Origin of the sequence: endosymbiont of Ridgeia piscesae (assembly GCF_001443665.1) — a bacterium.
In the GTDB taxonomy this organism is placed as follows: Bacteria; Pseudomonadota; Gammaproteobacteria; order Chromatiales; family Chromatiaceae; genus Endoriftia; species Endoriftia persephonae.
On record NZ_KQ557134.1, the window covers coordinates 42,546 to 66,380 of the forward strand.

Genomic DNA, 23,835 nt, shown 5'->3' on the forward strand with positions numbered 1-23,835 from the left:
CAATCTCAGAAGGCCTGCTCAAGCGTGGGGAAACCGCCATCGCGTACCGCCGCCACATAGGCCTGAAAGGCACCTTCGATACTGCCAGCGCCACCAAGGAAGTCGCGCACAAAACTGGCCGGATTGGGATTCATGCCCAGCATGTCATAGACCACCAGTACCTGACCATCACAGCTGCTGCCGGCGCCAATGCCGATCACCGGTATCTCGAGCGTGGCGCTGACCTCGGCCCCCAAGCTGGCTGGCACACACTCCAGCACCAGCAGATCGGCCCCTGCCTCCTGCAGCTCGTAGGCCTCCTTCAAGATCCGCGCCGCGGCCACATCATCGCGCCCCTGCACCCGGTAGCCACCGAGCTTGTGCACCGACTGGGGCAGCAATCCCAGGTGAGCACAAACCGGAATACCCTGTTCCGTCATGCGCCGCACGCTCTCCAGCACCGGCCCACCGCCCTCCAGCTTGACCATCTGTGCGCCGCCCTCTTGCATCAGCCGCGCCGCACTGCGCAGCGCCTGCTCCGGCGAAGCGTAACTCATGAAGGGCAGGTCGACGATCAGCAGCGGATTATGGCAAGCCCGGGCGACGTTACGGGCATGGTAGACCATCTCGTCAAGACTGACCGGCAGAGTGGTCGACTGGCCCTGCACCACCATGCCCAGAGAATCCCCCACCAGCAACAACTCGATCCCGGCCTGCTCCATCAGCCGGGCGAAGCTGGCGTCGTAGCAGGTCAGGCAGCTGATCTTGCGCCCATCGCGCTTCATCTCGCGCAGGCGCGTCACTGTAATCTTGTTCGACGACACGGGCGTGCCTCCCCTGAAAACAACAATTGTTTGGCAGCAATTCTATTGAGGGAGTCAATAATAGCAAGTGATTCAGCCCGATTCATCGCCCACAGCGGCCGCGCGCAGGCTTCAGCTTACACCTGCCGAAACCCGCTCAGAGCCGCTGCAGACCATCCCTGGAAATATGTTGAAGCAACGCCTGCAATGACCCCGCTCCAGGGATTACCAGCCCAGCCGGGGCAACCTCGGCCAGCGGCAGCAGTACAAAAGCACGCTGTGTCATCTCAGGATGGGGGATCTGTAATCGATCCGTCTGCACCACCCGGTCAGCATAGAGCAACAGATCAAGATCGAGGGTGCGTGGTCCCCAGCGCTCGCCATCCCACCTGCGCTGGTGCGCCGCTTCGATGGCCTGAGTCTGATCCAACAGCGCTTGCGGTGACAACGTTGTCCGCAACAGGATGACAGCGTTGATGTAGTCGGGTTGGTCCGGCGGCCCCAACGGGCGGCTGCGATAGAGGGATGAGTGGCTTGTCAGCGAACTGCCTGGCAGTCTATCGAGCTCATCAAATGCGCACCTGATCTGGGCCTCAGGGTCGGCCAGGTTGCTGCCGAGAGCGATGTAGACTGAGCGCGGGGCCGGCTCAGCCATCGACCGGCTTGTCCTCGCCGTCCGGTTTGCGCCGCCGCCGACGCCGGCGGCGTCGTTTCTGCTCGGTTGGTTCGGGTTGTGGACTCGCGTTTTCCTTCTGGAAATCGGTCCACCAGGCGGCCAGTTCCGAGTCTGTCTCCCCCGCCTCGGCGCGCAGCAGCAAAAAGTCGTAGGCGGCGCGAAATTTGGGGTGGGTAATCAGACGCTGGGGGCGTTTACCGGCGCGGTTCTCGAAACGCGGCTGTAATTGCCAAATGTCACGCATCGGGTAGCCGAAGCGTTTGGGGATCGAAACCAACTGATTTTGTGCCGACAATACCTCACGCCCCGCATCCTGCAGCGCAGGCACCGCCGCCAGCCCCTCCTCCATATACTGCCCGGCGAGTCGCCGCACCGGTTCCCACAGCAGCACTGCAAACAGAAACGCCGGAGTGACCGGCTTCTCCTCACGGATACGCTGGTCAGTATTACTCAGCCCTCGATTGACGAAGGTGATGGGGAAGTCGTGCTCCTCGTGGGAGAGTGCCTCTTCAGTGGCGGGAAAGAGTCGACTAAAGAGACCGTAATGGCGCAGCTTTTCGAAGGTTTCGAGGGCCGAGCCACCGAGAAACAGCTTCAGCACCTCTTCGTAGAGGCGCGCTGACGGCACCTCCTGCAACAGGCCGCTGAGACGTTCGATGGGGGCCTCAGTCTGCTCCTCGATGAGGAATCCAAGCTTGCCGGCAAAACGCACCGCCCGCAACATGCGCACCGGATCCTCACGATAACGCTGTTCAGGATCGCCGAGCAGCCGCAGCCGGCCCTCGCGCAGGTCCTGCATACCGTTTGCGTAGTCGAGCACGGAGAAGTCCTCGATATCGTAGTAGAGGGCGTTGATGGTGAAGTCGCGACGCTGCGCATCCTCGTCGATGGTACCGTAGACGTTATCGCGCAGGATCATGCCATTTTCCACCTGGCGCTGATCCTGCTGTTCACCATCCCCCATACTACGGAAGGTGGCGACCTCGATGATCTCCCGGCCGAAATGGACATGCGCGAGGCGGAAGCGGCGGCCGATCAGGCGGCAGTTGCGAAACACCTGCCGCACCTGCTCCGGGCGGGCATCGGTGGCCACATCGAAATCTTTTGGCTCGCGCCCCAACAGCAGGTCGCGCACCCCTCCGCCCACCAAGCAGGCCCGATAGCCGGCATTTTTCAGCCGATAGAGCACCTTGAGTGCGTTTTCACTGATGTTGGAGCGAGAGAGATTGTGCTCAGGCCGGGCAATAACAACTGGTGTAACGATTTTCTCTGTCCTTGGTGATTGAATAAAAAAATGTGCTCAGGCCATTGTGCCTGGCAGCAAGGTCAGTATAATACCGGCTTTCTCGCGACGTTGCTCCCTTCGTCTAGCGGTTAGGACGCTGGCCTCTCACGCCGGTAACAGGGGTTCGATTCCCCTAGGGAGTACCATCTTCCCCCCCTCCTCTCTGATGCTCATCGCGCGGACCATACACGCCAAAAAAGTAGGCGGCACATACGCAATAAAAAAGGGCCTGTGACAAACACAGACCCTTGCAGGCGCTCATCCGCTCCGGATCAAAGATCCGCGGCGATCTTCTTCAGATACTCCGCAAAATCAGCGCCGATCTCAGAGTGTGCCAGGCCATATTCAACGGTCGCCTCCATGTACCCCTCTTTGCTGCCGCAGTCATAGCGCTTGCCCTTGACGCGATAGGCGCGCACCTTCTCATACTTCAGCAGTTCCGCAATCGCATCGGTCAGCTGGATCTCACCGCCGGCGCCACGCTTGGTCTTCTCCAGCAATTCGAAGATACGGGGGGTCAGGATATAGCGCCCGACCACCGCCAGATTGGAGGGTGCATCTTCCGGATTCGGCTTCTCCACGATCGAGGTAATGATCGCAGTCTCGCCGTCATCTTCCGCGATCTCGACGATACCGTACTTGTTGGTCTCCTCCGGCGGAACCTCTTCCACTAGGATCACACTGCACTGGTACTTTTCGTAGACCTCCGCCATCTGCGCCAATGCCCCCTTACCACCATCACCTTTGATCAGGTCGTCCGCCAGGGTTACTGCAAAGGGTTCGTCGCCCACCACCGGCTTGGCGCAGAGCACAGCATGGCCCAGACCGAGGGCCTCAGCCTGTCGCAGATAGATACATGAGACATTCGAAGGCAACACATTCTGTACGATCTTCAACAGTTTGTGTTTGCCAGCAGCTTCCAGCTCGCTCTCCAGCTCGTAGTTTTTATCAAAGTGATCGGGGATCGCGCGTTTCTGACGCCCAATGATGAAGACCAGGTTGTCCACGCCGGCCTCTTCTGCCTCTTCCGCCGCATACTGAATCAGCGGTTTGTCCACGATAGGCAACATCTCTTTGGGGTTGGCTTTGGTGGCGGGTATGAAACGGGTTCCCATCCCGGCTGCAGGAAAGACGGCTTTACGTATCTTTTTACTCATCCTCAGTCCTTGGTGTTTGGTGCTTTTCTTAGATAGTTCGGATGACGATCCGAAACCCGTCTGAGAGTATGATCGCCCCACAGGGGTGTCAATCGATCCAACTATTTGTCAGCCGATAATGTCGATTCGGTTACATCCGCATTGATCTGACGCAGCGCCGCCAGCGGATCCGCCGCGGCGGTAATCGGTCGTCCGACCACCAGATAGCTGGAACCGGCAGCGATCGCCTCCCCCGGCGTCATCACCCGTCGCTGATCATCGGCAGCCGCATCCTTTGGTCTTACTCCTGGCGTCACCAGCAGGAAGTCGCCGCCCACTGCAGCGCGGATTGCCCCGGCCTCTCGCGGCGAGCAGACCACGCCATCTAACCCAGCGCTTTTTGTCAGGTGGGCTAGGCGAAACACATTTTCCGCCGGGGTGCCGTGGAAACCGACCTCGGCGATATCCTCCCTCGAAAGACTGGTCAGGATAGTCACCGCCACCAACTTCGGCCGCTGGGCATGGCGTTCCAGGCGCTCCCTGGCCGTCTCCATCATGCGACGTCCGCCCGACGCATGCAGATTGATCATCCAGACACCCAGATCTGCTGCCGCATCACAGGCCGCAGCTACGGTATTCGGAATATCGTGGAACTTGAGGTCGAGAAAGACCGCAAACCCGCGTACCGAAAGGCTCTCGACAAAGCCGGGGCCCAGACGGGTGAACATCTCCTTGCCGACCTTAAGATGGCACAGAGAGGGCTCTAGCTGATCCACCAGCTGCAACGCCTTCTGCTCCTCAGGAAAATCCAGGGCGACAATCACCCGCGAACCTGTCTCACTCATCACTGCTCCTCCCGCAAACCACATGCTTCAGGGCCGCTCAAGCGACCCCGCCGTTTTGGGCTGGCTTGATGCTACCCCAGCTCATGCAACTCGGACACTGCCAGTGGAGCTTCTTAGCGTTGAATCCACACTGCTCACACTGGTAGGCTGCCTGCCTCTCCAACATCTGCTCTACTGCCTGCTTCAGGGTTGCCAGGGTTTCACCCGCCGCCCCCGTCTGCTGCAGATTCAGGGTGACTAGCTTATCCAGCCCCTTGAGGTCGGGATGGGCCGCCAGATGTTTAAGGACAAACGCCTCAGCCGCCTGCGCCCCCTCTCTGTTCTGGATCAGATCAGTCAGCATCAGCATCAGCTCGCTGCCGGCATGGCGGCTGTAGAGCCCCTGCAGATAGTCGAGCAACGACTCATCCTGCTGCAAGCGCTGGTAGCACTCCTGCAACATCGGCAGCACCTCTGGCAAATAGGCCGGCTCCTGCCCCTCGACTCGCTTGCAGCCCTTGATCACTGCCTTACAGTCGCCGGCGTGCATCGCAATATCAGCCCGGATCAGCGTCACCCGTACGTTGCTTCTGTCTCGGGCGGCGGCCTTTTTCAGCTGCGCCAGCGCAACCCCCGGGTCGCTTTCGGCCAATGCCTGCAACGCCAGCTCACAATGAAAGTGGGAGATGCGGCTGGAGAGCCCCCGTTCACCCGCCACCTTGAGCCGCTCGGCAGTCTCCAGGCAACGTTGCCAATCCTTCTCCTGCTGAAAGATCTCCAACAGATTGGATAACGCTTGGCGCTTGTAGAAACGACTCTCGGCCAGCTCGCTGAAGAGGTTCTCCGCGCGATCAAAGAGCCCGGCCCGCATATAGTCCTGACCCAACTCCAGCAACGCCTGGGCGCGCTGCTGCCCATGCAGGCTGGGACGAGCAATCAGATTCTGATGAATGCGGATCGCCCGCTCAACCTCACCGCGACGGCGAAACAGATTACCCAGGGCGAGGTGGGTCTCCACCGTCTCGCTATCCACCTCGACCATCTTCACCAGCAGGTCGATCGCCTTATCCGGCTGTTCGTTGAGCAGAAAGTTGAGGCCTTTGAGATACTGCGGCGACCATTCGCGAGCCGCTGTGCGCTCCTGCTTCGATACACTTCGGCGCGCCGCCCACCAGCCTGACGCAGCAGCGACCGGAAGGAGTAACAACAACAACTCCAGCATGAGGGATTTTCCTTTAAGGAGCCTCTGAATGAATCATGAACGGCAGCATTGCGATCCAAATTGCCCGCTGCTGCGCTGGAAATCTAGGCAATAGACCAGCTATTACCTGCGATTTCCGCCTCGCATCAGAAAACTTGGCCTCACAACTCTGCTCGCCCAGATTCATTCAGAGGCTCCTTAGCGATCCTGCAAAGGTAGCGAGCGGAGGTTTTTCACCTCCGCAATAGCCTCACGTTCACGCCGCCTGAGCTGAGCGTTCTCACGCTTGACGCCCAAGATCACGCCCATCCCGGAGAGGATACCCAGCAGCATACCGATACCCAAGGCGCCGACCATCACCAGCGAGAGCGGAAACTCACGGGCGCCAAAATAGAAGTTAAGCAACACCGGGTCGGCGTTCAGTGCAGCAAACGCTGCCGCCAAGATCATCAGCAGAAGGAACAGCAACAGTTTAATAATGCGCACCTGGGGCCCCCAATGTTTCCCGGACTGAGTGGGCTATTCTCTCGTAATTGTCTGCCGGTTGGAAATAGGCGTTGCGCTGATCTGGATCATTCAGACATGTTCATCCACCAATCCCCGCGATACAGGTTGAACCTGCTGCAGCGGCATGGCGTTTGCCGCCTGCCGATCATCGCCCCCCTGATCCGCATCGGCACCCCCTCCCTTCTCCTGCTGATGATCGAAGGTGCGTGGATCGCGCTGCCCCACATCCACATCCGCCAGATTGATATTGGCCTCACCCAGCATCTCCCGCAACCGTGGTAGCGCCGCCTCGATCGCATCCCGGGTGGCGGCATGTTGCGCAACAAAGCTGACGCTGGCCTGATCGTTTTGCAGCGACACGCGAATCTCCAGTGGCCCCAGGTGGGGGGGACTGAGGCGCACCTCCGCCTGCTGGATATTACGCCCGATCATCCACTGCAGACGATCTCCCAGCGACTGATTCCACTCTGGCTGTCCGACTGGCATATCGAGTCGCAGACCCATCGCTGGTAGTGAACGCGTCGCAGACGCATTTGACTGGACGCCCGCCAGCCCCCCACTCAGCAGCGAATCAACCAGCCGCGATTCACCAACAGCAGCGGCCGGCTCACCCTGACCAGCCAGGGCAGACGTCATCTGCAATCGCCCTGCACCATCCAGCAGGCGATCAAACTGCACTTGCTGCTGCGCCGCCATATCGGTTGCTCCCGGCATCAACAGCTGCTCCATCCTGGGCAGTCCCCCTGCCGCTGGCGGCAAGGCCTTGCCGCCAGCGGCAGGCAGATGCGGCAAACCGGCGCCATCCGGGAGGGCGGCAGCAAGCTGCATCCCGGCGAACTCAAGAAACTTCATGAAATCGGATGCCTGTTCAGCATCTACCACCAGTTCGCTGGCCCCTTCCATCCCAGGCCCCTCCTGAGGAGCAGTTTCGCTGTGAATCCCGGCAGTGGCTGAGGCCGGGCTAGAGGATGCAGTAGGCAGCATAGCGAGTGGGTTCATGATCTTGCCTCGAGTTAGGGTGCTGGGTTCACCTCCTGCAATGCAGGAAGTGGACCAAACCTGTCGAGGCTAAGCGGGAGAGGTGGTCACACCGCAGGGGGCCTGCGGTGTTCTATCGGAGAAGCAATCGCGCCAGAACGACCCTGCACAGCGCAGAAGGGCTATTTCAGCTCGAGCACATCCTGCATATCAAACAGACCGGCTTGCCGCACTGCAATCCAGCCCGCCGCTCTGACCGCCCCTTTGGCGAAGGTCATGCGACTGGAGGCCTTGTGTACGATCTCGACCCGTTCACCCTCTGTGGCGAACCAGACCGAGTGCTCACCCACTACATCGCCGGCGCGGATGGTCTCGAAACCGATGGTCTTGGCATCCCGTGCACCAGTGTGCCCTTCCCGACCGTAGACCGCACACTCCTTGAGATCGCGCCCAAGCGCCTCAGCCACCACCTCGCCCATACGCAGAGCAGTGCCGGAGGGGGCATCCACCTTGTGACGGTGGTGAGCCTCGATGATCTCGATATCGGCATCCTCTCCCATCACCCGGGCGGCGACCTTCAGCAGATTGAGACAGAGATTCACGCCAACGCTCATGTTGGGGGCGAAGACGATACCGACCTCCTCTGCCGCCTTCTGCAGCCGCTGTTTTTCCGTATCGCTCAGCCCGGTGGTACCGATCACCATCGCCTTGCGATTGGCCTGACAAAGCTCCAGATGGGCCATGGTGGCGGCGGGTGATGTGAAGTCGATCAACACATCAAAATCGCCAAGTACCTCATCCAGTGACACTACGATGCGGATATCCTGCCGGCCGATCCCCGCCAGCTCACCCACATCCATGTCGATAAAAGCGCTCTCCGGGTGTTCCGTGGCGGCACCCAGCACAAGCCCTTCCGCCTCGCTGACCGCCTGCACCAGCGCCCGGCCCATCCGACCTGCGGCACCCACAACAGCTATACGTTTCATCAATTCGCCTCTATCACTCTGCCAGCCTCGAGCACGAGACCCTACAGTTAAAATCACGATTCACCATAAGCGGCAGCAAACTCACGAAGATGGTGTTGATCACTCAAGTCTGCGCGTTTTTGTCTGCCTTGATAGACCGGCAGCCTCAGAACTTCATGCCTTCAAAGAACTTCTTCACCCCATCGAGCCAGCTGCTCGACTGCGGGCTATGGCGGCTGCCGCCCTTTTTCATCGAGGTCTCGAGTTTACGCAGCAACTCCTTCTGCTCATCGGTGAGATGAACCGGCGTCTCCACCAGCACCCGACAGAGAAGATCACCCACCGGACCGCCGCGCACCGGCTTCACGCCCTTGCCACGCATGCGGAACATCTTACCGGTCTGGGTGCCCACTGGGATCTTCAGCAGCACCTTACCGTCCAGAGTCGGCACCTCCAGCTCACCACCCAGCGCGGCGGTGACAAAGCTGATCGGCACCTCGCAGAACAGGGTGTTGTCTTCACGACTGAAGATATTGTGCGGCTTCACCGTCACCTGCACATAGAGATCGCCGGACGGACCACCGTTTTCCCCCGCCTCACCCTCACCGGAGAGACGAATGCGATCGCCGGTATCGACACCGGCCGGCACCTTCACCGAGAGGGTCTTGTGCTGCTGCACCCGCCCTTGGCCATGGCAGCTGCCACAGGGGTCGCTGATGATGCTGCCCTTGCCGTGGCAACGCGGACAGGTCTGTTGCACTGAGAAGAAGCCCTGCTGCATGCGCACCTGCCCGTGGCCACCGCACGTATCGCAGGTCTTCGGGCTGCTGCCCTTCTTGGCACCGGAACCGCCGCAACTGTCGCACTGCACGAAGGTCGGCACACGAATCTTCACCGTGGTACCGGCAACTGCCTCCTCCAGGGTAAGCTTCAGGTTGTAGCGCAGGTCGGCGCCGCGCTGCACCCGCGGACCACCGCCCGCGCCGCCCCGGGCGCCGCCGAAGATGTCGCCAAAGACATCGCCGAAGATGTCACTAAAATTGGCGCTACCACCACCAAAACCGGGCCCACCGCCCATAGAGGGATCAACGCCCGCATGGCCAAACTGGTCGTAGGCGGCGCGCTTCTGCGCATCGGAGAGGATCTCGTAGGCCACCTTGGCCTCCTTGAACTTCTGCTCCGCGTCCGTCGCCTTGTCACCGGTATTGCGGTCGGGATGGTACTTCATGGCGAGCCGTCGGTAGGCCTTCTTGATCTCGGCCTCGCTGGCGTTCTTATTGACGCCCAGTACTTCATAGTAGTCGCGTTTTGACATGTGCTGTCAGCCTGGCTGTGACTAAATTTCTTTCGGCGCAGAGGGCGCAAGGGCGCGCAGAGATCGCAGAGAATTAATTCATTTCATTGTGTCATTGTGTCGGGTGCCTTCCCACGATATGAAAACACTCACATCACAATAAAATTCTTTGCGTACTCTGTGCTCCTCCGCGATCTCCGCGTCCTTAAAACATCAAAACCGTGCACCGGCCCCAAGGCCGATGCACGGTCCAAACTCAAGGCGTTGCCGCCTTATTTCTTGTCGTCCTTAACCTCTTCGAACTCGGCATCGACCACATCATCGCCACCGGCCTGGCTACCGGCATCGGCACCTGCGTCAGCCGCGCCCGCACCAGCGGCACCTGCCGCTGCGCCGGCCTCACCACTCTGCTGGGCGTAGAGCCGTTCCATCATCTTGCCGGAGGCGTCGGTCAGGGCCTTGGTCTTGGCCTCGATGGCGTCCTTATCGTCGCCCTTGATCACCTCTTCCAGATCCTTGATGGCGGCCTCGATGGTCTCCTTCTCGTTGCCTTCCATCTTCTCGTCGCCGAGGTCATCCATCGCCTTCTTCACCGCGTGGATCATATTGTCAGCCTGGTTGCGGCTCCCCGCCAGCTCCTGGAACTTTTTGTCCTCCTCGGCGTGGGCCTCGGCATCCTTCACCATGCGCTCGACCTCATCATCGCTGAGACCGGAGGAGGCCTTGATCACGATCGACTGCTCCTTGCCGGTGGCCTTGTCCTTGGCTGACACATTCAGGATGCCGTTCGCATCGATGTCGAAGCTGACCTCGATCTGCGGCATGCCGCGCGGTGCCGGCGGGATATCGGTCAGATCGAAACGTCCCAAGGACTTGTTGGCCGCCGCCTGCTCACGCTCGCCCTGCAGCACATGCACGGTGACTGCAGTCTGGTTATCGTCAGCGGTAGAGAAGGTCTGGCTGGCGCTGGTCGGGATGGTGGTGTTCTTCTCGATCAGCTTGGTCATCACGCCGCCCAGGGTCTCGATACCCAGTGACAGCGGGGTGACGTCGAGCAGCAGCACGTCCTTGACGTCGCCGCCTAGCACACCGCCCTGGATGGCAGCGCCGATGGCAACCGCCTCGTCGGGGTTGACGTCGCGGCGGGGCTCTTTACCGAAGAAGGCCTGCACCTGCTCCTGCACCTTGGGCATACGACTCTGACCACCGACCAGGATCACCTCGTCGATATCGGAGGTGGAGATACCGGCATCCTTCAGCGCCACCTTGCAGGGCTCGATGGTGCGGGTCACCAGATCGTCCACCAACGCCTCCAGCTTGGCACGGCTCAGTTTGATATTGAGGTGTTTGGGGCCGGTCTGGTCAGCGGTGATATAGGGCAGATTGATGTCAGTCTGCTGACTGCCGGAGAGCTCGACCTTGGCCTTCTCTGCAGCCTCTTTCAGACGCTGCAGGGCCAGTGGGTCGTTGCGCAGGTCGAAACCCTGCTCCTTTTTGAACTCCTCAACCAGGAAGTCGATGATGCGCATGTCGAAGTCTTCACCACCGAGGAAGGTATCACCGTTGGTGGAGAGCACCTCGAACTGGTGCTCGCCGTCGATCTCGGCGATCTCGATGATCGAGATATCGAAGGTACCGCCACCCAGGTCGTAGACCGCCAGGGTCTGGTCGCCACGCTTCTTGTCCATGCCGTAGGCCAGAGCCGCGGCGGTGGGCTCGTTGATGATGCGCTTGACATCGAGGCCGGCGATGCGACCAGCGTCCTTAGTCGCCTGACGCTGGGAGTCGTTGAAGTAGGCCGGCACGGTGATGACCGCCTCGGTCACCTCTTCACCGAGGTAGTCTTCGGCGGTCTTCTTCATCTTCTGCAGGATCTTGGCGGAGATCTCCGGCGGTGCCATCTTCTTACCGTTAACCTCGACCCAAGCGTCGCCGTTGTCGGCCTTGACGATTTTATAGGGCACCATGTCCACGTCGCGCTGCACCACTTTGTCCTGAAACATGCGGCCGATCAGGCGCTTGATCGCAAACAGAGTGTGGTGGGGATTGGTGACGGCCTGGCGCTTGGCGCTCTGGCCGACCAGGACCTCACCGTCGTTGGCATAGGCGATGATGGAGGGGGTGGTGCGGTCGCCCTCGCTATTTTCGATGACCTTGGTGGTGTCGCCTTCCATCACAGCCACGCAGGAGTTGGTGGTACCGAGGTCGATGCCGATGATCTTACCCATGATTCAAACTCTCCAAAAATAGCTAATAATTCGTAATCTTTTGACTGCCCCTAAACTGGGGTCAATCTGTAAAACTTCAAGCCTGCTCATCGACCGGCGCACTTGGCACCCGCGACACTATCACCATCGCCGGGCGAAGCAGCCGGCCATTCAGGCTGTAGCCCTTCTGCACCACCGCCACCACGGTGTTCGGCTCCACATCGTCGCGCTCCTGCATCGACATCGCCTGGTGCAACTCCGGATTGAAGGCCTCGCCCTCGGGGTCGATCTGCTCGACCTGGTTTTTGCCCATCACATCGTTCAGCAGTTTCAGGGTCAGTTCAGTACCCTCACGCAGTCTGGCCACATCGACGTTCTCATCCTGGGCGGCTTGGTGGCCCAGTTCAAGGCTGTCCCAGACTTGCAGTAGATCCTGGGTGAAACGATCCAGCGCGAACTTGTGGGCGTTCTCCAGATCCCGTTCGTGGCGTTTACGCAGGTTCTCGATCTCGGCACGGGCGCGCACCAGCGCATCCCAGTGCTCGTCTGCCTTGCTGCGAGCATCCTCCAGCAGGCGCACCAGATCCTTTTCGGCAACCACCTCGACCGACTCTGCATCAACCACTTCGGCCGCGTTCTCCGGGGCCACCATCTCTTCAGCCTGCTCTGACTGCTGCTTCTCTTCCACTGTTTCCAAACCTCAAATTTTCAGTTTTAATATAGTGCGATTACGGCCAGATGGGGTCGCTTATTTGTTTTTCAAGGCGGCGCCAAGAATCTTTGCGGTGACATCGACAATGGGAATGACACGCTCATAGTTCATCCGCGTTGGGCCAATCACACCCAACATGCCAACCACCCGGTCGTCCACCCGGTAGGGGGCGGTCACCACTGAGCAACCATTGAGCAGCTGGTAGCCCGACTCTTCGCCGATAAAGATCTGCACCCCGTCGGCGTGCAGAAACTGGTCGAGCAGATGCAGAATCTCGCGCTTCTCGGTGAAGGCGTCGAACAGACCGCGCAGTTGCTGCAGGCTGGCCAGATCCTCGAACTCCATCAGATTAGTCTGACCTGCGATCAGGCAGTCCTCCTTCGCCTCGCTGGTATCGACCACCTCACCCGCCATCTCCAGCGCCTGCGCCATGGAGTGATCCAGATGCTCGCGGGCACTGTTCAACTGCTGCAGCACGCTGCTGCGCACCGCGGCCATCTCCTGCCCGGAGAAGGAGTGGTTCAAAAAATTGGCGGCCTGGTCCAGCTCGGCCCGGGTGAAATCCCGGTGGGTATTGAGGATACGATTGTTGACCTCACCATCCGCCGTCACCAGGATCGCCAGCACCCGTCGCTCCGACAGGGGCAGAAATTCGATCTGACGAAACTCCGTGTGTTTGCGGCGCGGCACTGTCACCACGCCTGCCATATGGGTGACCCCGGAGAGCATCTGCGAGGCGGAGGCCAGCAGCCCGCTCATATCTGTCGCCTGCGTCAGCTGCAGCTGCTCGCGCAGGTTCTCCACCTCGCGCGCCTTGAGGCGCTTTACGGTAAGCAGAGAGTCGAGGAACATGCGAAAGCCAGTGGCGGTCGGCACCCGTCCCGCCGAGGTGTGGGGCGAGGTGATCAGCCCCAAATCCTCCAGGTCGGCCATCACATTTCGGATGGTGGCGGGGCTCAGGTCCATCCCCACCTCTTTCGCCAGGGTACGCGAGCCCACCGGCTGACCCTCACGGATGTAGTGTTCGATCAGCACCTTGAGAAAGTGCTGCGCCCGCTCACTCACGCCGTTCTCTGCAATCGCCCGCTTAGCCGCCAAAGCACTCCTCCGTCCAACCGACCTGTTAGCACTCAGGCACAACGAGTGCCAAAGCCGGAAGAAGCTAACAAGCTACTTTTTGCGAGTCAAGGAATGAGCAACCATAAACGCCCGAGCGACCACTCCCGCCGGAAGTTTCAGAACCAAAATCCGGGCGCTTTATTTGCAGCAGACAGCGTGTTAAGTTTCCCGACAGTTCCGGTGGCTAAGAAAGCCGTTCCTGCCACCATCGCTTAGCAGATTGCGACCCCCATGAGTGCACCTTTCCAGCGCATCGGCCTGATCGGCAAACACGGCGATCCCACCGTTAAAAGGACGATTCGTCGGCTTTACGAGTTTCTTGTGGCTCGCAAGATCGACGTGCTGCTGGAGAACGGCACCTGCCGTCTGCTCGACGACGCACCAGTCTCCAGCGTGCCGGAGATCGACCTACCCTGCAACAGCGATCTGGTAATCGTGGTCGGCGGCGACGGCACCCTGCTGCACGCCGCCCGCGAACTGGCCGACCAGGACATCCCACTGCTCGGCATCAACCGCGGCCGGCTTGGCTTTCTCGCCGATGTCACCCCCAACGAGATGCTCCCGCGGCTGGAAGAGATCCTTGCCGGCAAGTACGAAGAGGAGCAACGTTTTCTGCTCTCTGCAAGCATCGGCGACGAGCCCGGCAACGACCATTTTCGCGCCTTCAACGATGTGGTGCTGCACAAGTGGAACACACCACGGATGATTGAGTTCGAGACCTATATCGACGGCAAGCTGGTCAACGATCAGCGCTCCGACGGCCTGATCGTCTCCACCCCCACCGGCTCCACCGCCTACGCCCTCTCCGGCGGCGGCCCGCTGCTCTACCCGACCCTCGACGCCCTGCTGCTGGTGCCGATCTGCCCCCACACTCTGAGCAACCGGCCGATCGTGGTGGATGGCAACAGCCGCATCGAGATCCACCTTGCCCCCGGCCATGCGGAGCATGTGCAGGTCACCTGCGACGGCCAGACCCACCTGCCGGTCATTGAGGGCGAGGCAGTACAGATCCGCAAGAACAAACACCACGTGCGCCTGATCCACCCACGTGGCCACGACCACTTCAGCCTGCTGCGAGCCAAACTCGGCTGGAGCGAACACCCGACACACGACTGATGCTTATTCAGATACACATCAAAGACTTGGCCATCGTCTCCAGCCTGGAGTTGCAACTGCGCCCCGGCCTCACCGCCATGACCGGCGAGACAGGCGCCGGCAAATCGATCCTCATCGACGCCCTTGGTATGGCACTGGGCGAACGCAGCGACGCCGGCATGGTGCGCGCCGGCTGTGAACGGGCCGAGGTGAGCGCCCTGTTTGACATCTCCCAACTACCTCAGGTGCACAGTTGGCTGCAAGAGCAGAGCCTGGAGGATGGCGACGACTGCCTGGTGCGCCGGGTGGTCTCCGCCGAGGGACGCTCCCGTGCCTACATCAACGGCCACCCCTCCCCGCTCAGCCAGCTGCGTAGCCTCGGCGGCCTGCTGGTGGAGATCCACGGCCAGCACGCCCATCAGCTGCTACTGCAGAACAACCACCAGCGCACACTGCTCGACGGCTACGGCCAGCACCAGGAAGAGTCATTGCAGGTGGCCGCCCACTTCAACAGCTATCGCAGGCTGCGTGACGAACTGGCCAAACGCAAGAGCGAAGAGAGCGAACGCAGCTCGCGTCTCGACCTGTTGCGCTTTCAGAGCGCCGAGCTGGAGGCGCTGGCACTCTCCAACGACGAACTCGAACTGCTGCAGCAGGATCACAACCGCCTGGCCAACCTGGAGCGGCTGCGCAATAGCTGCGGCACTATCCTCACCCAACTGGACGAGGCAGAGCCCTCGGTGCGCAGCCAGCTGGCCCGCTTTGCCGATGAGCTCGCCGAGCTGTCGGGGCTGGATGCCAATCTGATCGACGCTGCCGAGACCATCGCCAGCGCGCTGATCCAGGTGGATGAGGGGGTCACCGCCCTGCGCGGTTATTTGGACGATCTCGATCTCGATCCAGAGAGCCTGCAGCAGGTCGAGCAGCGGCTCGGCGCAATCCACGATACGGCGCGCAAATACCGGGTGCGCCCGGAGGCGCTGGTAGAGCGCCAGCAGAGCATCCAGCAGGAACTGCAGACGACCGAGAACGCCGGCGAGGCCCTGGAGCAGCTCGAGCAGCAGGTGCGGGAGCAGCGCGAGCGCTATTTCGAGGCCGCCTACCGGCTCAGCAAAAAGCGCCGTCAATCCGGCAAGAGGCTGGCCGCTGAGATCAGCCAAGCGATGCGCCAGCTGGGCATGACCGGTGGCCGCTTCGATGTGGAGCTGGCGCCACTGGAGGCCGACGATGCCGGCGCCTCTGGCCTGGAGCGGGTCGAGTTCATGGTCTCGGCGAATCCCGGCATGCCGCTGGCGCCGCTCAACAAAGTCGCCTCCGGCGGTGAGCTGTCGCGCATCAGCCTGGCGATCCAGGTCGCCACCAGCAGCTGTACCGAGACCCCCACTCTAGTATTTGACGAGGTGGATGTGGGCATCGGCGGCGGGGTGGCGGAGATCGTCGGGCAGATGCTGCGGCGGCTCGGCAGCTCACTCCAGGTACTCTGCGTAACCCACCTGCCACAGGTGGCCTCCCAGGCCAATCAGCACCTGCAGGTACGCAAGCAGAGCGACCGCAAGAGCACCCGCACCGACATCACCCCCCTCAGTCCGAACCAGCGCATCCAGGAGATCGCGCGCATGCTGGGTGGGGTGGAGATCACGCCGCAGACCTTGGCACATGCCGAGGAGATGGTGCGTCAGGCCTCAGAGGCTGAGACGGGCATCGTAATCGGCGCGGCAGAGTGAAAGTTACCCCGCCCTCTTCGCGGCGGCGAGATTAATCCTTTCTGCGCCGCGCACAGTTTTTGTCCATGCAGTGGCCGTAGATGATCAAGGCATGGTCGGCCATCTCAAAGCCGTGCTCCGCAGCGATCTCCTTCTGTCGCGCCTCGATGGTGGCGTCCATAAACTCCGCCACCCGCCCGCAGGTAACACAGACAATGTGGTCATGGTGGCCACCCCGATCAAGCTCAAAGACTGCATGCCCACCCTCGAAGTTATGGCGCGTCACCAGGCCCGCCGATTCAAACTGGGTGAGCACCCGATAGACCGTTGCCAGACCGATCTCCTCACCATTTTCCAGCAACATCTTGTAGACATCTTCAGCGCTGACGTGGCGCTGCGCACTGCTCTCCATGAGCTCCAGGATCTTGACCCTGGGTAGGGTGACCTTCAGGCCAGCCTTTCTGATTTCCTGGTTGTCCACCGGACCTCCAAACCAAGTTGTGTGTTTGAGCGGATGATGGGGTATGATTCCGCCGAATTTCAGCGGATTGTACTGTTAATGAGTAAGTTTCTCATCTCTTCTCTGCTCTTGGCCCTGCTGGGCGGAGTGACGGGCTGCTCCAGCACCTGGGAGGATTTCTCCCTCGTCCATATCCCGGATATCCAGCAGGGCAACCTGGTGACACCGGAGATGGTGGCAGAGCTAAAACCGGGCATGAGCAAGCGCCAGGTGCGTTTTCTGCTCGGCACACCAATACTCATCGATGTCTTTCACCCGGATCGCTGGGACTACTACTACGCCCTAAAAAAGCGCAACAAGCCGGTGGATCAGAAGCGTTTCAGCGTCTTCTTCCGACGCGATAAACTGCTCCATTACAGCGGCGACATCGCCCCTGCAGAGAACCTGCAGCGGCTCAAAGATGAAAAGGAGCAGGTGGTATCTGTACCCGACTACGAGGACGAGGGCGGCATCTTTGAGGCCTTGCTAGATCAGGTAGGAGTGGAACTGGAGGAGAAGTAATCTCCTCCCCGGCCCCCGGCATGGATCAGCGGGTGCGGTTCTTCATCGCCTTACCCTCCGCCGCGCGCTTCTTGCGCGCCTCTTTTGGATCGGCGATCAACGGCCGGTAGATCTCCACCCGGTCTCCCGGATTCAGCTTGGCATCGGCCTTCACCATCTTGCCAAACACCCCCAGCTTGTTTTTTTTCAGGTCGATGCCGGGGAAACGCTCCCGTATCCCCGACAGCTCAACCGCCTGTGCAGCTGTGGTATCCACAGGGCACTCAAGCTCCAGAATCAATTGTTCACGCAGTTCTGCATAGGCCACTTCCACCCGCATCGTCTCTTCAGCCACGATAGACCTCATCCGCTCGTTTACAGAAAGAATCGACCAGGGTATTGGCGATCTGGCTGAACACCCGCCCGAAGGCCTTATCGATCAGCCTGCTGGAGAACTCGAAATCGAGCACCAGCTCGACCTTGCTGGCGTTCTCCTGCAGCGGCGTAAAACGCCATCCCCCCTCTAGTTTACGGAACGGACCATCGCGCAACAGAATATCCATGCGCTCATTCTCCACCAACTGGTTGCAGGTGGAGAAACGCTGTCGGATACCGATCCGCGACACCTCCAGCTCGCCACAGATCTGGTCATCCGTGCGCGAGATCAGGCGGCTGTCGCTGCACCAGGGCAGAAACTCGGGATAGGCCTCGAAATCGCATACCAACTGGTACATCTCCGCTGCCGAATGGTGCACCAGCGCGCTCTTGGATACCACCGGCATGATCAAAGCACCCCAACCGCGTTAAGAAAGACCATCACCACCGCCAGTGGCGTCAGGAAGCGGATCGTGGCCCGCCAGAGGCTGTAGAGCGGCTGCGCCATGACGAACTCATGCTGGCTCGACTCCCGCGACATAAACCAGCCGGCGAAGATCGCGATCAGCAGACCACCCAATGGCAGCATGATATTTGCCGCCAGATAGTCGAGCAGATCGAAGAAGGTCATGCCGAACAGTTTGTAACGATCGCCCGACCAGAGGTTGAAAGAGAACACGCTGCCGAGCCCGAGCAGCCAAGTGATCAGACCGATCCAGCTTGCCGCGCGCACCCGCGTCATACCGCGGTTCTCCACTAGCCAGGCCACCGCCGGTTCGATCAGGGAGATCGCCGACGACCAGGCGGCAAACACCAGCAGCACAAAGAATAGCGTGCCGAACAGCTGCCCACCCGGCATCGAGCCGAAGGCGATCGGCAGGGTCTGGAAGATCAACCCTGGGCCGGCACCCGGCTCCAGGCCGTTGGCGAAGACGATGGGGAATATCGCCATTCCCGCCACCAATGCCACCAGGGTATCGAGAAGCGCAATCAATATCGCCGAGCCGGCAATGGAGGTCTGCTTCGGCATATAGGAACCGTAGACCATGATCGCGCCCATACCGAGGCTGAGGGTAAAGAAGGCGTGTCCCAGCGCCACCAGGATCGGGGCGCCACTGATCTCGCACTGCTGCGCCCCGTCCACCATCTCACATGCGTAGAGCAGCTTGTCGAAATCGGGCTCAAAGAGAAACTTAAGCCCCTCTGCAAAGGAGCCGGTGTTCATCGCATAACCGACCATCACGATTAGCAGCACAAACAGCGCCGGCATCAGCCAGGTCACCGCCTTCTCCAGGCCGGCGCGCACCCCGCGTGCCACCACCACCATCGACATCAGCATGAACAGGGTATGCCAGGCGATCAGCCGTTCCGGATCCTCCACCAGATCGCCAAACACCTGCTTCACGCCCGCGGCATCGATCCCGGAAAATACCCCGCCGGCGGCGCGAAACACATAGGCGATGGCCCAACCGGCGATCACGCTATAGTAGGAGAGGATGAAGAAACCGGCCAGCACACCACCCCAACCGATCAGCGACCAGGCGGGATGTGCACCCTCCGCCCGCGCCAGCCGGGTCATGGTGTTGATCGGGCTCTGCCGACCGCGCCGCCCGAGCATCACCTCCGACATCATGATCGGGATACCCACCACCGCGATACAGAGCAGATAGACCAGCACGAAGGCACCGCCGCCGTTCTCGCCAGTGATGTAGGGAAACTTCCAGATGTTACCCAAGCCGACGGCTGAACCGGTCGCGGCAAGAATGAAGATCAGGCGGGACGACCACTGCCCGTGAATCGATTTTGCTTCCGTCATCAGCGGAACCTGTTTGCTCAATCTCTATATTAAAAGCGGCTATTCTCCGTGAATCACTCGCCCACCACAAGGCGGGCTGGCTCCCTCTCCCCTCCTCGCTTAGAATGCGCTGATGGCCAAGAAATCAAAGAAAAAGTCGTCCGGGAACGGCGGCTCCACCATTGCGCTGAACAAAAAAGCGAAGCACGACTACTTCATCGAAGAGCGCTACGAGGCGGGCGTCGCGCTGGAGGGGTGGGAGGTGAAGAGCCTGCGCGCCGGACGTATCAACCTGACCGAGGCCTATGTCATCATCAACAAAGGCGAGGCGTACCTGTTTGGCGCCAACATCAGCCCGCTGCCAACCGCCTCCACCCACATCCAGCCCAACCCGACCCGCAATCGCAAACTACTGCTACACCGGACCGAGCTGAACAAGCTGATCGGCCTGGTCGAACGCAAGGGCTTTACCCTGGTACCCACCGCCATGTACTGGAAACGTGGCCGCGCCAAACTGGAGGTCGGCCTTGGCAAGGGCAAAAAACAGCACGACAAACGCGCCGACATCAAGGACCGTGATTGGAAACGCGACAAAGAGCGGCTGTTTAAGAAAGGTTAAGGAGCCTCTGAATAAGTCTGGACGCAAGATACGAGTTCATGACTTACTGCAGAGGCTCCTTTAATATCTGAACTGGATGAACTCAAAGAGCGCATCGCCTACCTCAAACTCTGGCTCGGCGCGGCGACGACCATCAGCCTGTTCAACCACTTTCAAAATGCAAATTGGCAAATGCTTAACGCGGTCGTCCTTGCTATAATGACTACCGTCATCGAAATCCACCTGCTCGATCGCCGCATCAAAAGCTTGATTGGAAAGGTACAGGAGCTTTGATGGAGACTTTTCTTTCTATTTTTCTACTGGTTGCGGTCGCTGCGATGTTATTCATCGCTCTTGACTCAACCAAACGCCCACACTGAACTTGTGGGCTGATCCGGGGTCATACTAGATAACACCTTTCGGGGGCGACATGGCTTTCGACGTGGGTTGCGAAACCTGAGGTGCATGCCGAGGAACAGCATACCTCGTAAATCCAGCTGTACCACTATAGTTGCCAACGACGACAACTACGCTCTCGCCGCTTAATAACCGGTAGAAGCCATCTGACTGGAGCCGTGCTTATGCGTCCAGAGTCCTTCGGGACACTCAGGTGTCATATCTCATAAGATCGCGCTGAAACACGTCCGGGGTGGATGCGCTAAAACCTAACGGAATCGCTGTATTACGTGCCCTGTCGGTCGGGCGGTTTGCAGTTAAATATAATCGACACGACTAAGCATGTAGAGCCGATGGCAGAGGGCTTGCGGACGCGGGTTCGATTCCCGCCGCCTCCACCATTTAACGTTCCAGAGACTACAAAAAAAGCACCTAAGCCAGCGATAATGCTGGCTTTTTTATGTCTGTATGCTCCGCTACGCTACGGGAGCATCCCTGTAACTTCCGGAGATATATGGGGGCTATTTTTTGGACAGGCCCGTAAAATTCAAACCGCTTCGCCACGCGAGGTCAATTCGCTTACCCTGGCCTGAAATCTCCTTCCTCTCGTGATTACGTGACTCTACGTCCAATCAGAGAAATCCGATGTCGTGGAGCGCGAAAAGCCCACCCCATTCCCCTAAATATGAACGATAAGCTTTACTGTTTTCGCTCAGTGACTGCCCTAGCGCGCTTTATATCGGCGCCGATAGTCCTGCAAACGAAGAATATCCTTGTGGCGCTCTTCGGCAGTGATCGAGCGGGCGAGTTCCACCAGTGAGTCGCCGGCCAGTTTGTAGCCATTGCCCAGGGCAAGCCGGTACCAGGCGTAAGCCTCAACGCGATCAACCTCAACCCCCTGGCCGAGCCTGTACATCTCGGCAAGCATGAACTGGGAACTGGCTACGCCTACTTCGGCGCTAAGCCGCCAAAGCGCCATCGCCTTTGGATAATCCTGTTCCCAACCAGCCTCACGGCCAAACACCGTCCCCCCCATAATAGAACTTCAAGGCCAGCAAGTTTATGGCGGGCACGTGTCTTTGATCTACCGCTGCCTGCCACCATTTTTTTGCGAGTGCTGCGTTCTGATCGATACCCAGCCCCCATCATAGAGCTCACCCAGCAGGGTTTGGGCGTTGGCATCTCCTGCTTGTGCTGCCTTTTGGCAAGGGCTGCTAGCTTCACTATAACGGGCGTTGTCGAATAGCTGCTGACAGGCTTGATGATCGGTTTCGGTCCGTGACAGAACAGTCTGTGGTAGTGCGGAGATGATAAGCAGAGCGAACAAGGGTGAAAGGGGGTTGCGGTACATCGAATGATCCTGCCGTCATAAGATTTGGCTTCCCACTATCAGTCAGAGCAGGAGCATAGGCAAGCAAAAAAGCTCGCGTTTGGATTTTTTACGGAACCATTCAATCCCAAACGAGAGTCGGTTCATCCAAGGCCGCGGCCTGTTCACGCAGGGTGAGGATGTGCTCCCCCCAGAAGTTGGCGCTGCCAAAGTGGGGAAAGGCCCGCGGAAAGGCGGGATCCTTCCAGCGGCGCGCGATCCAGGCAGCGTAGTGCATCATACGCAGGGTGCGAAGAGGTTCGATCAGGTGCAGCTCACGGGGGTTAAAATCTCGAAACTGAGTATAGCCCTCGAGTAGATCCGCGAGCCGGGCGCTGGCGTATAAACGGTCTCCGGAGAGAAACATCCACAGATCCTGGATCGCCGGTCCCATCCGTGCGTCATCCAGGTCGACAATATGGGGGCCGGTATCGTTCCACAGCAAGTTGCCCGGATGCAGGTCACCATGCAGGCGCAATCGGGTGACGTCACCAGCTCTGTCAAAGCTGGTCTGAATCTGTTCCAGCAGTGACTCCGCCAAGGTTCGGTAGGGTGTCTGCAATTCCGGCGGGATATGGCCGGCTTCCAACAGATATTGGTAGGACTTGATCCCAAAACTCTCGATAGTAAGACGGGGGCGGCTCAAGAACGCCTGGCTGGCTCCGACATTATGGATGCGTGCCACAAGCCGACCCAGTTGCTCCAGTTGTTCGGGGTCTTCCAGATCAGGCGCCCGTCCGCCACGGCGAGGATAAAGTGCAAAACGAAACGGTCCCTGATGAAACAGGGAGCGGCCTGAGTGGTCACGCAGAGGCGACACCACCGGAATCTCCTGCCGATCCAGTTCATCGCTGAAGCCGTGTTCCTCAAGGATGGCCTTATCGGACCAGCGTTCAGGGCGGTAGAATTTTGCGATGAGGGTTTCACCATCCTCGATGCCGACCTGATAGACACGGTTCTCGTAGCTGTTGAGAGCCAGCAGATGACCATCGCAGGGATAGCCCTGGACTTCAATAGCATTGAGGATCTGGTCCGGCGAGAGCATGCAGAATGCAGCAGCCTCCTGCTCACTCATGCCGTGCCGAGCTTCAGAAGTAACAGCGCAGGAAAGAGAGAGCAGTCAGGCATCAACAATAGAGGACTCCAGCAGCACCTTGGGATAAGCTCCAACAATATATCAGGGTTTATCTGTAAAAGTTTGTTACATATGGGGAAACAATGCGCAATGCACTCTTGATAAAGGTCGCGTTCTGGTTAGTGTTGATAGGCATGGCAGCGCTGCTGGCGCCCTCGCCGGCTTGGCCCGAGTGGCTAGCGCGAATGGTGTTGTCGACGGGAGTCGCGCTCGGCCTAACCGCAGTTGGCATCAAGCTCTGGGAGCGCCGCAAAGGAGGCTGAGGTGCAAGTAGATCAACCAATAGCCTGAGTAGAGCATATTGCTCAGGGAGTAGTGGCAATACAGGGATTGAGTGAACTGCCATCTAATCTAGAGGATTTGTGAGATGGGAAAAGCAGTGTTCCAGCTAGATGATGGTTCGGTTGTTTCTCCTTCGCCTAGAAAGGCGAACAAGGATGAATCTGGCTTTTCGCCACAGGCGTTTGCCAAGACTCTGAGCGAGGATTTGAAAGCAAACCGCATTGCCTTGCCAACACTGCCCGATGTGGCGCTGGAGGCATTAGTGGTAATTAACGACATCGAAAGCAGTGTCAATGATCTGGTCAAGTGTAGTAGTCGGGACTTAATCTGACAGTTACCGATTTCGATGGCGTGACTGTCAGGTCAAATTCAGCCGATGAATTTTTCCTTCCAGATTTGTT

At 59.4% G+C, this 23,835-nt stretch carries 24 protein-coding genes, 1 tRNA gene and 1 other RNA gene; 7 read left to right on the plus strand and 19 right to left on the minus strand.

Features of this window, described 5'->3' with window-relative positions; all coding sequences use genetic code 11:
- Window positions 1-5: 5 nt before the first annotated feature.
- The 3 genes from panB to pcnB all read right to left on the minus strand — a co-directional run bounded on the left by panB (window position 6) and on the right by pcnB (window position 2,746).
- Window positions 6-803: a 3-methyl-2-oxobutanoate hydroxymethyltransferase gene (gene panB / locus Ga0074115_RS10560; protein ID WP_057955890.1), complete on the minus strand. Its 798-nt coding sequence runs from the start codon at window positions 801-803 to the stop codon at window positions 6-8.
- A gap of 136 nt (window positions 804-939) precedes the next feature.
- Window positions 940-1,437: a 2-amino-4-hydroxy-6-hydroxymethyldihydropteridine diphosphokinase gene (gene folK, locus Ga0074115_RS10565; protein WP_057955891.1), complete on the minus strand. Its 498-nt coding sequence runs from the start codon at window positions 1,435-1,437 to the stop codon at window positions 940-942.
- Window positions 1,430-2,746, minus strand: a complete 1,317-nt coding sequence (pcnB, locus tag Ga0074115_RS10570; RefSeq protein WP_408642713.1) for a polynucleotide adenylyltransferase PcnB — start codon at window positions 2,744-2,746, stop codon at window positions 1,430-1,432. Before pcnB ends, folK begins: the two co-directional genes overlap by 8 nt.
- A gap of 68 nt (window positions 2,747-2,814) precedes the next feature.
- Here pcnB and Ga0074115_RS10575 point away from each other — a divergent pair.
- Window positions 2,815-2,889 (plus strand) — tRNA-Glu (locus Ga0074115_RS10575).
- Between the two features lie 126 nt (window positions 2,890-3,015).
- Here Ga0074115_RS10575 and galU read toward each other — a convergent pair.
- The 10 genes from galU to hrcA all read right to left on the minus strand — a co-directional run bounded on the left by galU (window position 3,016) and on the right by hrcA (window position 13,665).
- Complete coding sequence (galU, locus tag Ga0074115_RS10580; RefSeq protein ID WP_039960428.1) at window positions 3,016-3,900, minus strand: UTP--glucose-1-phosphate uridylyltransferase GalU; 885 nt, start codon at window positions 3,898-3,900, stop codon at window positions 3,016-3,018.
- Between the two features lie 101 nt (window positions 3,901-4,001).
- Complete coding sequence (gene pyrF / locus Ga0074115_RS10585; protein WP_057955893.1) at window positions 4,002-4,724, minus strand: orotidine-5'-phosphate decarboxylase; 723 nt, start codon at window positions 4,722-4,724, stop codon at window positions 4,002-4,004.
- A 37-nt stretch (window positions 4,725-4,761) separates the two neighbouring features.
- Window positions 4,762-5,925 carry a lipopolysaccharide assembly protein LapB gene (gene lapB / locus Ga0074115_RS10590; protein ID WP_057955894.1) on the minus strand — a complete coding sequence of 388 codons (1,164 nt, stop codon included), beginning with the start codon at window positions 5,923-5,925 and terminating at the stop codon, window positions 4,762-4,764.
- A gap of 177 nt (window positions 5,926-6,102) precedes the next feature.
- Window positions 6,103-6,390, minus strand: a complete 288-nt coding sequence (locus tag Ga0074115_RS10595; RefSeq protein ID WP_005965160.1) for a LapA family protein — start codon at window positions 6,388-6,390, stop codon at window positions 6,103-6,105.
- A 90-nt stretch (window positions 6,391-6,480) separates the two neighbouring features.
- Window positions 6,481-7,314, minus strand: a complete 834-nt coding sequence (locus Ga0074115_RS10600; RefSeq protein WP_060528500.1) for a flagellar hook-length control protein FliK — start codon at window positions 7,312-7,314, stop codon at window positions 6,481-6,483.
- A gap of 257 nt (window positions 7,315-7,571) precedes the next feature.
- The gene (gene dapB, locus Ga0074115_RS10605) at window positions 7,572-8,375 is read right to left on the minus strand and encodes a 4-hydroxy-tetrahydrodipicolinate reductase (RefSeq protein WP_057955896.1); all 804 of its coding nucleotides are present in this window, start codon (window positions 8,373-8,375) and stop codon (window positions 7,572-7,574) included.
- Between the two features lie 145 nt (window positions 8,376-8,520).
- Window positions 8,521-9,669 (minus strand): molecular chaperone DnaJ, encoded by a 1,149-nt coding sequence (gene dnaJ / locus Ga0074115_RS10610; protein ID WP_057955897.1) that lies wholly within the window; start codon window positions 9,667-9,669, stop codon window positions 8,521-8,523.
- A gap of 251 nt (window positions 9,670-9,920) precedes the next feature.
- Window positions 9,921-11,876 (minus strand): molecular chaperone DnaK, encoded by a 1,956-nt coding sequence (gene dnaK, locus Ga0074115_RS10615; RefSeq protein ID WP_060528501.1) that lies wholly within the window; start codon window positions 11,874-11,876, stop codon window positions 9,921-9,923.
- A 76-nt stretch (window positions 11,877-11,952) separates the two neighbouring features.
- Window positions 11,953-12,507, minus strand: coding sequence for a nucleotide exchange factor GrpE (grpE, locus tag Ga0074115_RS10620; protein ID WP_057955907.1), 555 nt, complete (start codon window positions 12,505-12,507; stop codon window positions 11,953-11,955).
- Between the two features lie 96 nt (window positions 12,508-12,603).
- Complete coding sequence (gene hrcA, locus Ga0074115_RS10625; protein WP_057955898.1) at window positions 12,604-13,665, minus strand: heat-inducible transcriptional repressor HrcA; 1,062 nt, start codon at window positions 13,663-13,665, stop codon at window positions 12,604-12,606.
- Window positions 13,666-13,917: 252 nt separating this feature from the next.
- Between hrcA and Ga0074115_RS10630 the strand changes: the two genes are divergently transcribed.
- A complete protein-coding gene (locus tag Ga0074115_RS10630) occupies window positions 13,918-14,802 on the plus strand; it encodes an NAD(+) kinase (protein WP_057955899.1) in 885 nt (294 codons plus the stop codon).
- Window positions 14,802-16,505, plus strand: a complete 1,704-nt coding sequence (recN, locus tag Ga0074115_RS10635; RefSeq protein WP_060528503.1) for a DNA repair protein RecN — start codon at window positions 14,802-14,804, stop codon at window positions 16,503-16,505. Before Ga0074115_RS10630 ends, recN begins: the two co-directional genes overlap by 1 nt.
- Before the next feature lie 31 nt (window positions 16,506-16,536).
- On the opposite strand, the gene fur is transcribed toward recN, so the two are convergent.
- A complete protein-coding gene (fur, locus tag Ga0074115_RS10640) occupies window positions 16,537-16,965 on the minus strand; it encodes a ferric iron uptake transcriptional regulator (protein WP_057955901.1) in 429 nt (142 codons plus the stop codon).
- A 78-nt stretch (window positions 16,966-17,043) separates the two neighbouring features.
- On the opposite strand from fur, the gene Ga0074115_RS10645 reads away from it, so the two are divergent.
- Window positions 17,044-17,505 carry an outer membrane protein assembly factor BamE gene (locus Ga0074115_RS10645; protein ID WP_232433046.1) on the plus strand — a complete coding sequence of 154 codons (462 nt, stop codon included), beginning with the start codon at window positions 17,044-17,046 and terminating at the stop codon, window positions 17,503-17,505.
- Between the two features lie 25 nt (window positions 17,506-17,530).
- On the opposite strand, the gene Ga0074115_RS10650 is transcribed toward Ga0074115_RS10645, so the two are convergent.
- Genes Ga0074115_RS10650 through Ga0074115_RS10660 form a run of 3 tightly spaced genes read right to left on the minus strand, consistent with a single transcriptional unit; the run spans window position 17,531 to window position 19,675 of the window.
- Window positions 17,531-17,851 (minus strand): RnfH family protein, encoded by a 321-nt coding sequence (locus Ga0074115_RS10650; RefSeq protein ID WP_005966437.1) that lies wholly within the window; start codon window positions 17,849-17,851, stop codon window positions 17,531-17,533.
- The gene (locus Ga0074115_RS10655; RefSeq protein ID WP_005966436.1) at window positions 17,832-18,266 is read right to left on the minus strand and encodes a type II toxin-antitoxin system RatA family toxin; all 435 of its coding nucleotides are present in this window, start codon (window positions 18,264-18,266) and stop codon (window positions 17,832-17,834) included. Before Ga0074115_RS10655 ends, Ga0074115_RS10650 begins: the two co-directional genes overlap by 20 nt.
- A 2-nt stretch (window positions 18,267-18,268) precedes the next feature.
- The gene (locus Ga0074115_RS10660) at window positions 18,269-19,675 is read right to left on the minus strand and encodes a sodium-dependent transporter (protein WP_057955909.1); all 1,407 of its coding nucleotides are present in this window, start codon (window positions 19,673-19,675) and stop codon (window positions 18,269-18,271) included.
- A 112-nt stretch (window positions 19,676-19,787) separates the two neighbouring features.
- Between Ga0074115_RS10660 and smpB the strand changes: the two genes are divergently transcribed.
- Both smpB and ssrA read left to right on the plus strand, forming a co-directional pair.
- The gene (smpB, locus tag Ga0074115_RS10665; protein ID WP_005966434.1) at window positions 19,788-20,273 is read left to right on the plus strand and encodes an SsrA-binding protein SmpB; all 486 of its coding nucleotides are present in this window, start codon (window positions 19,788-19,790) and stop codon (window positions 20,271-20,273) included.
- A 400-nt stretch (window positions 20,274-20,673) separates the two neighbouring features.
- Window positions 20,674-21,049: a transfer-messenger RNA gene (ssrA, locus tag Ga0074115_RS10670) on the plus strand.
- 323 nt (window positions 21,050-21,372) lie between these two features.
- On the opposite strand, the gene Ga0074115_RS10675 is transcribed toward ssrA, so the two are convergent.
- Both Ga0074115_RS10675 and Ga0074115_RS10685 read right to left on the minus strand, forming a co-directional pair.
- Entirely contained in the window at window positions 21,373-21,672 is a 300-nt protein-coding gene (locus Ga0074115_RS10675; protein ID WP_157292740.1) for a tetratricopeptide repeat protein, read from the minus strand.
- A gap of 427 nt (window positions 21,673-22,099) precedes the next feature.
- Window positions 22,100-23,092 (minus strand): serine/threonine protein kinase, encoded by a 993-nt coding sequence (locus tag Ga0074115_RS10685; protein ID WP_060528505.1) that lies wholly within the window; start codon window positions 23,090-23,092, stop codon window positions 22,100-22,102.
- A 427-nt stretch (window positions 23,093-23,519) separates the two neighbouring features.
- On the opposite strand from Ga0074115_RS10685, the gene Ga0074115_RS10695 reads away from it, so the two are divergent.
- Window positions 23,520-23,765: a hypothetical protein gene (locus Ga0074115_RS10695; RefSeq protein WP_057955906.1), complete on the plus strand. Its 246-nt coding sequence runs from the start codon at window positions 23,520-23,522 to the stop codon at window positions 23,763-23,765.
- Window positions 23,766-23,835 lie beyond the last annotated feature (70 nt).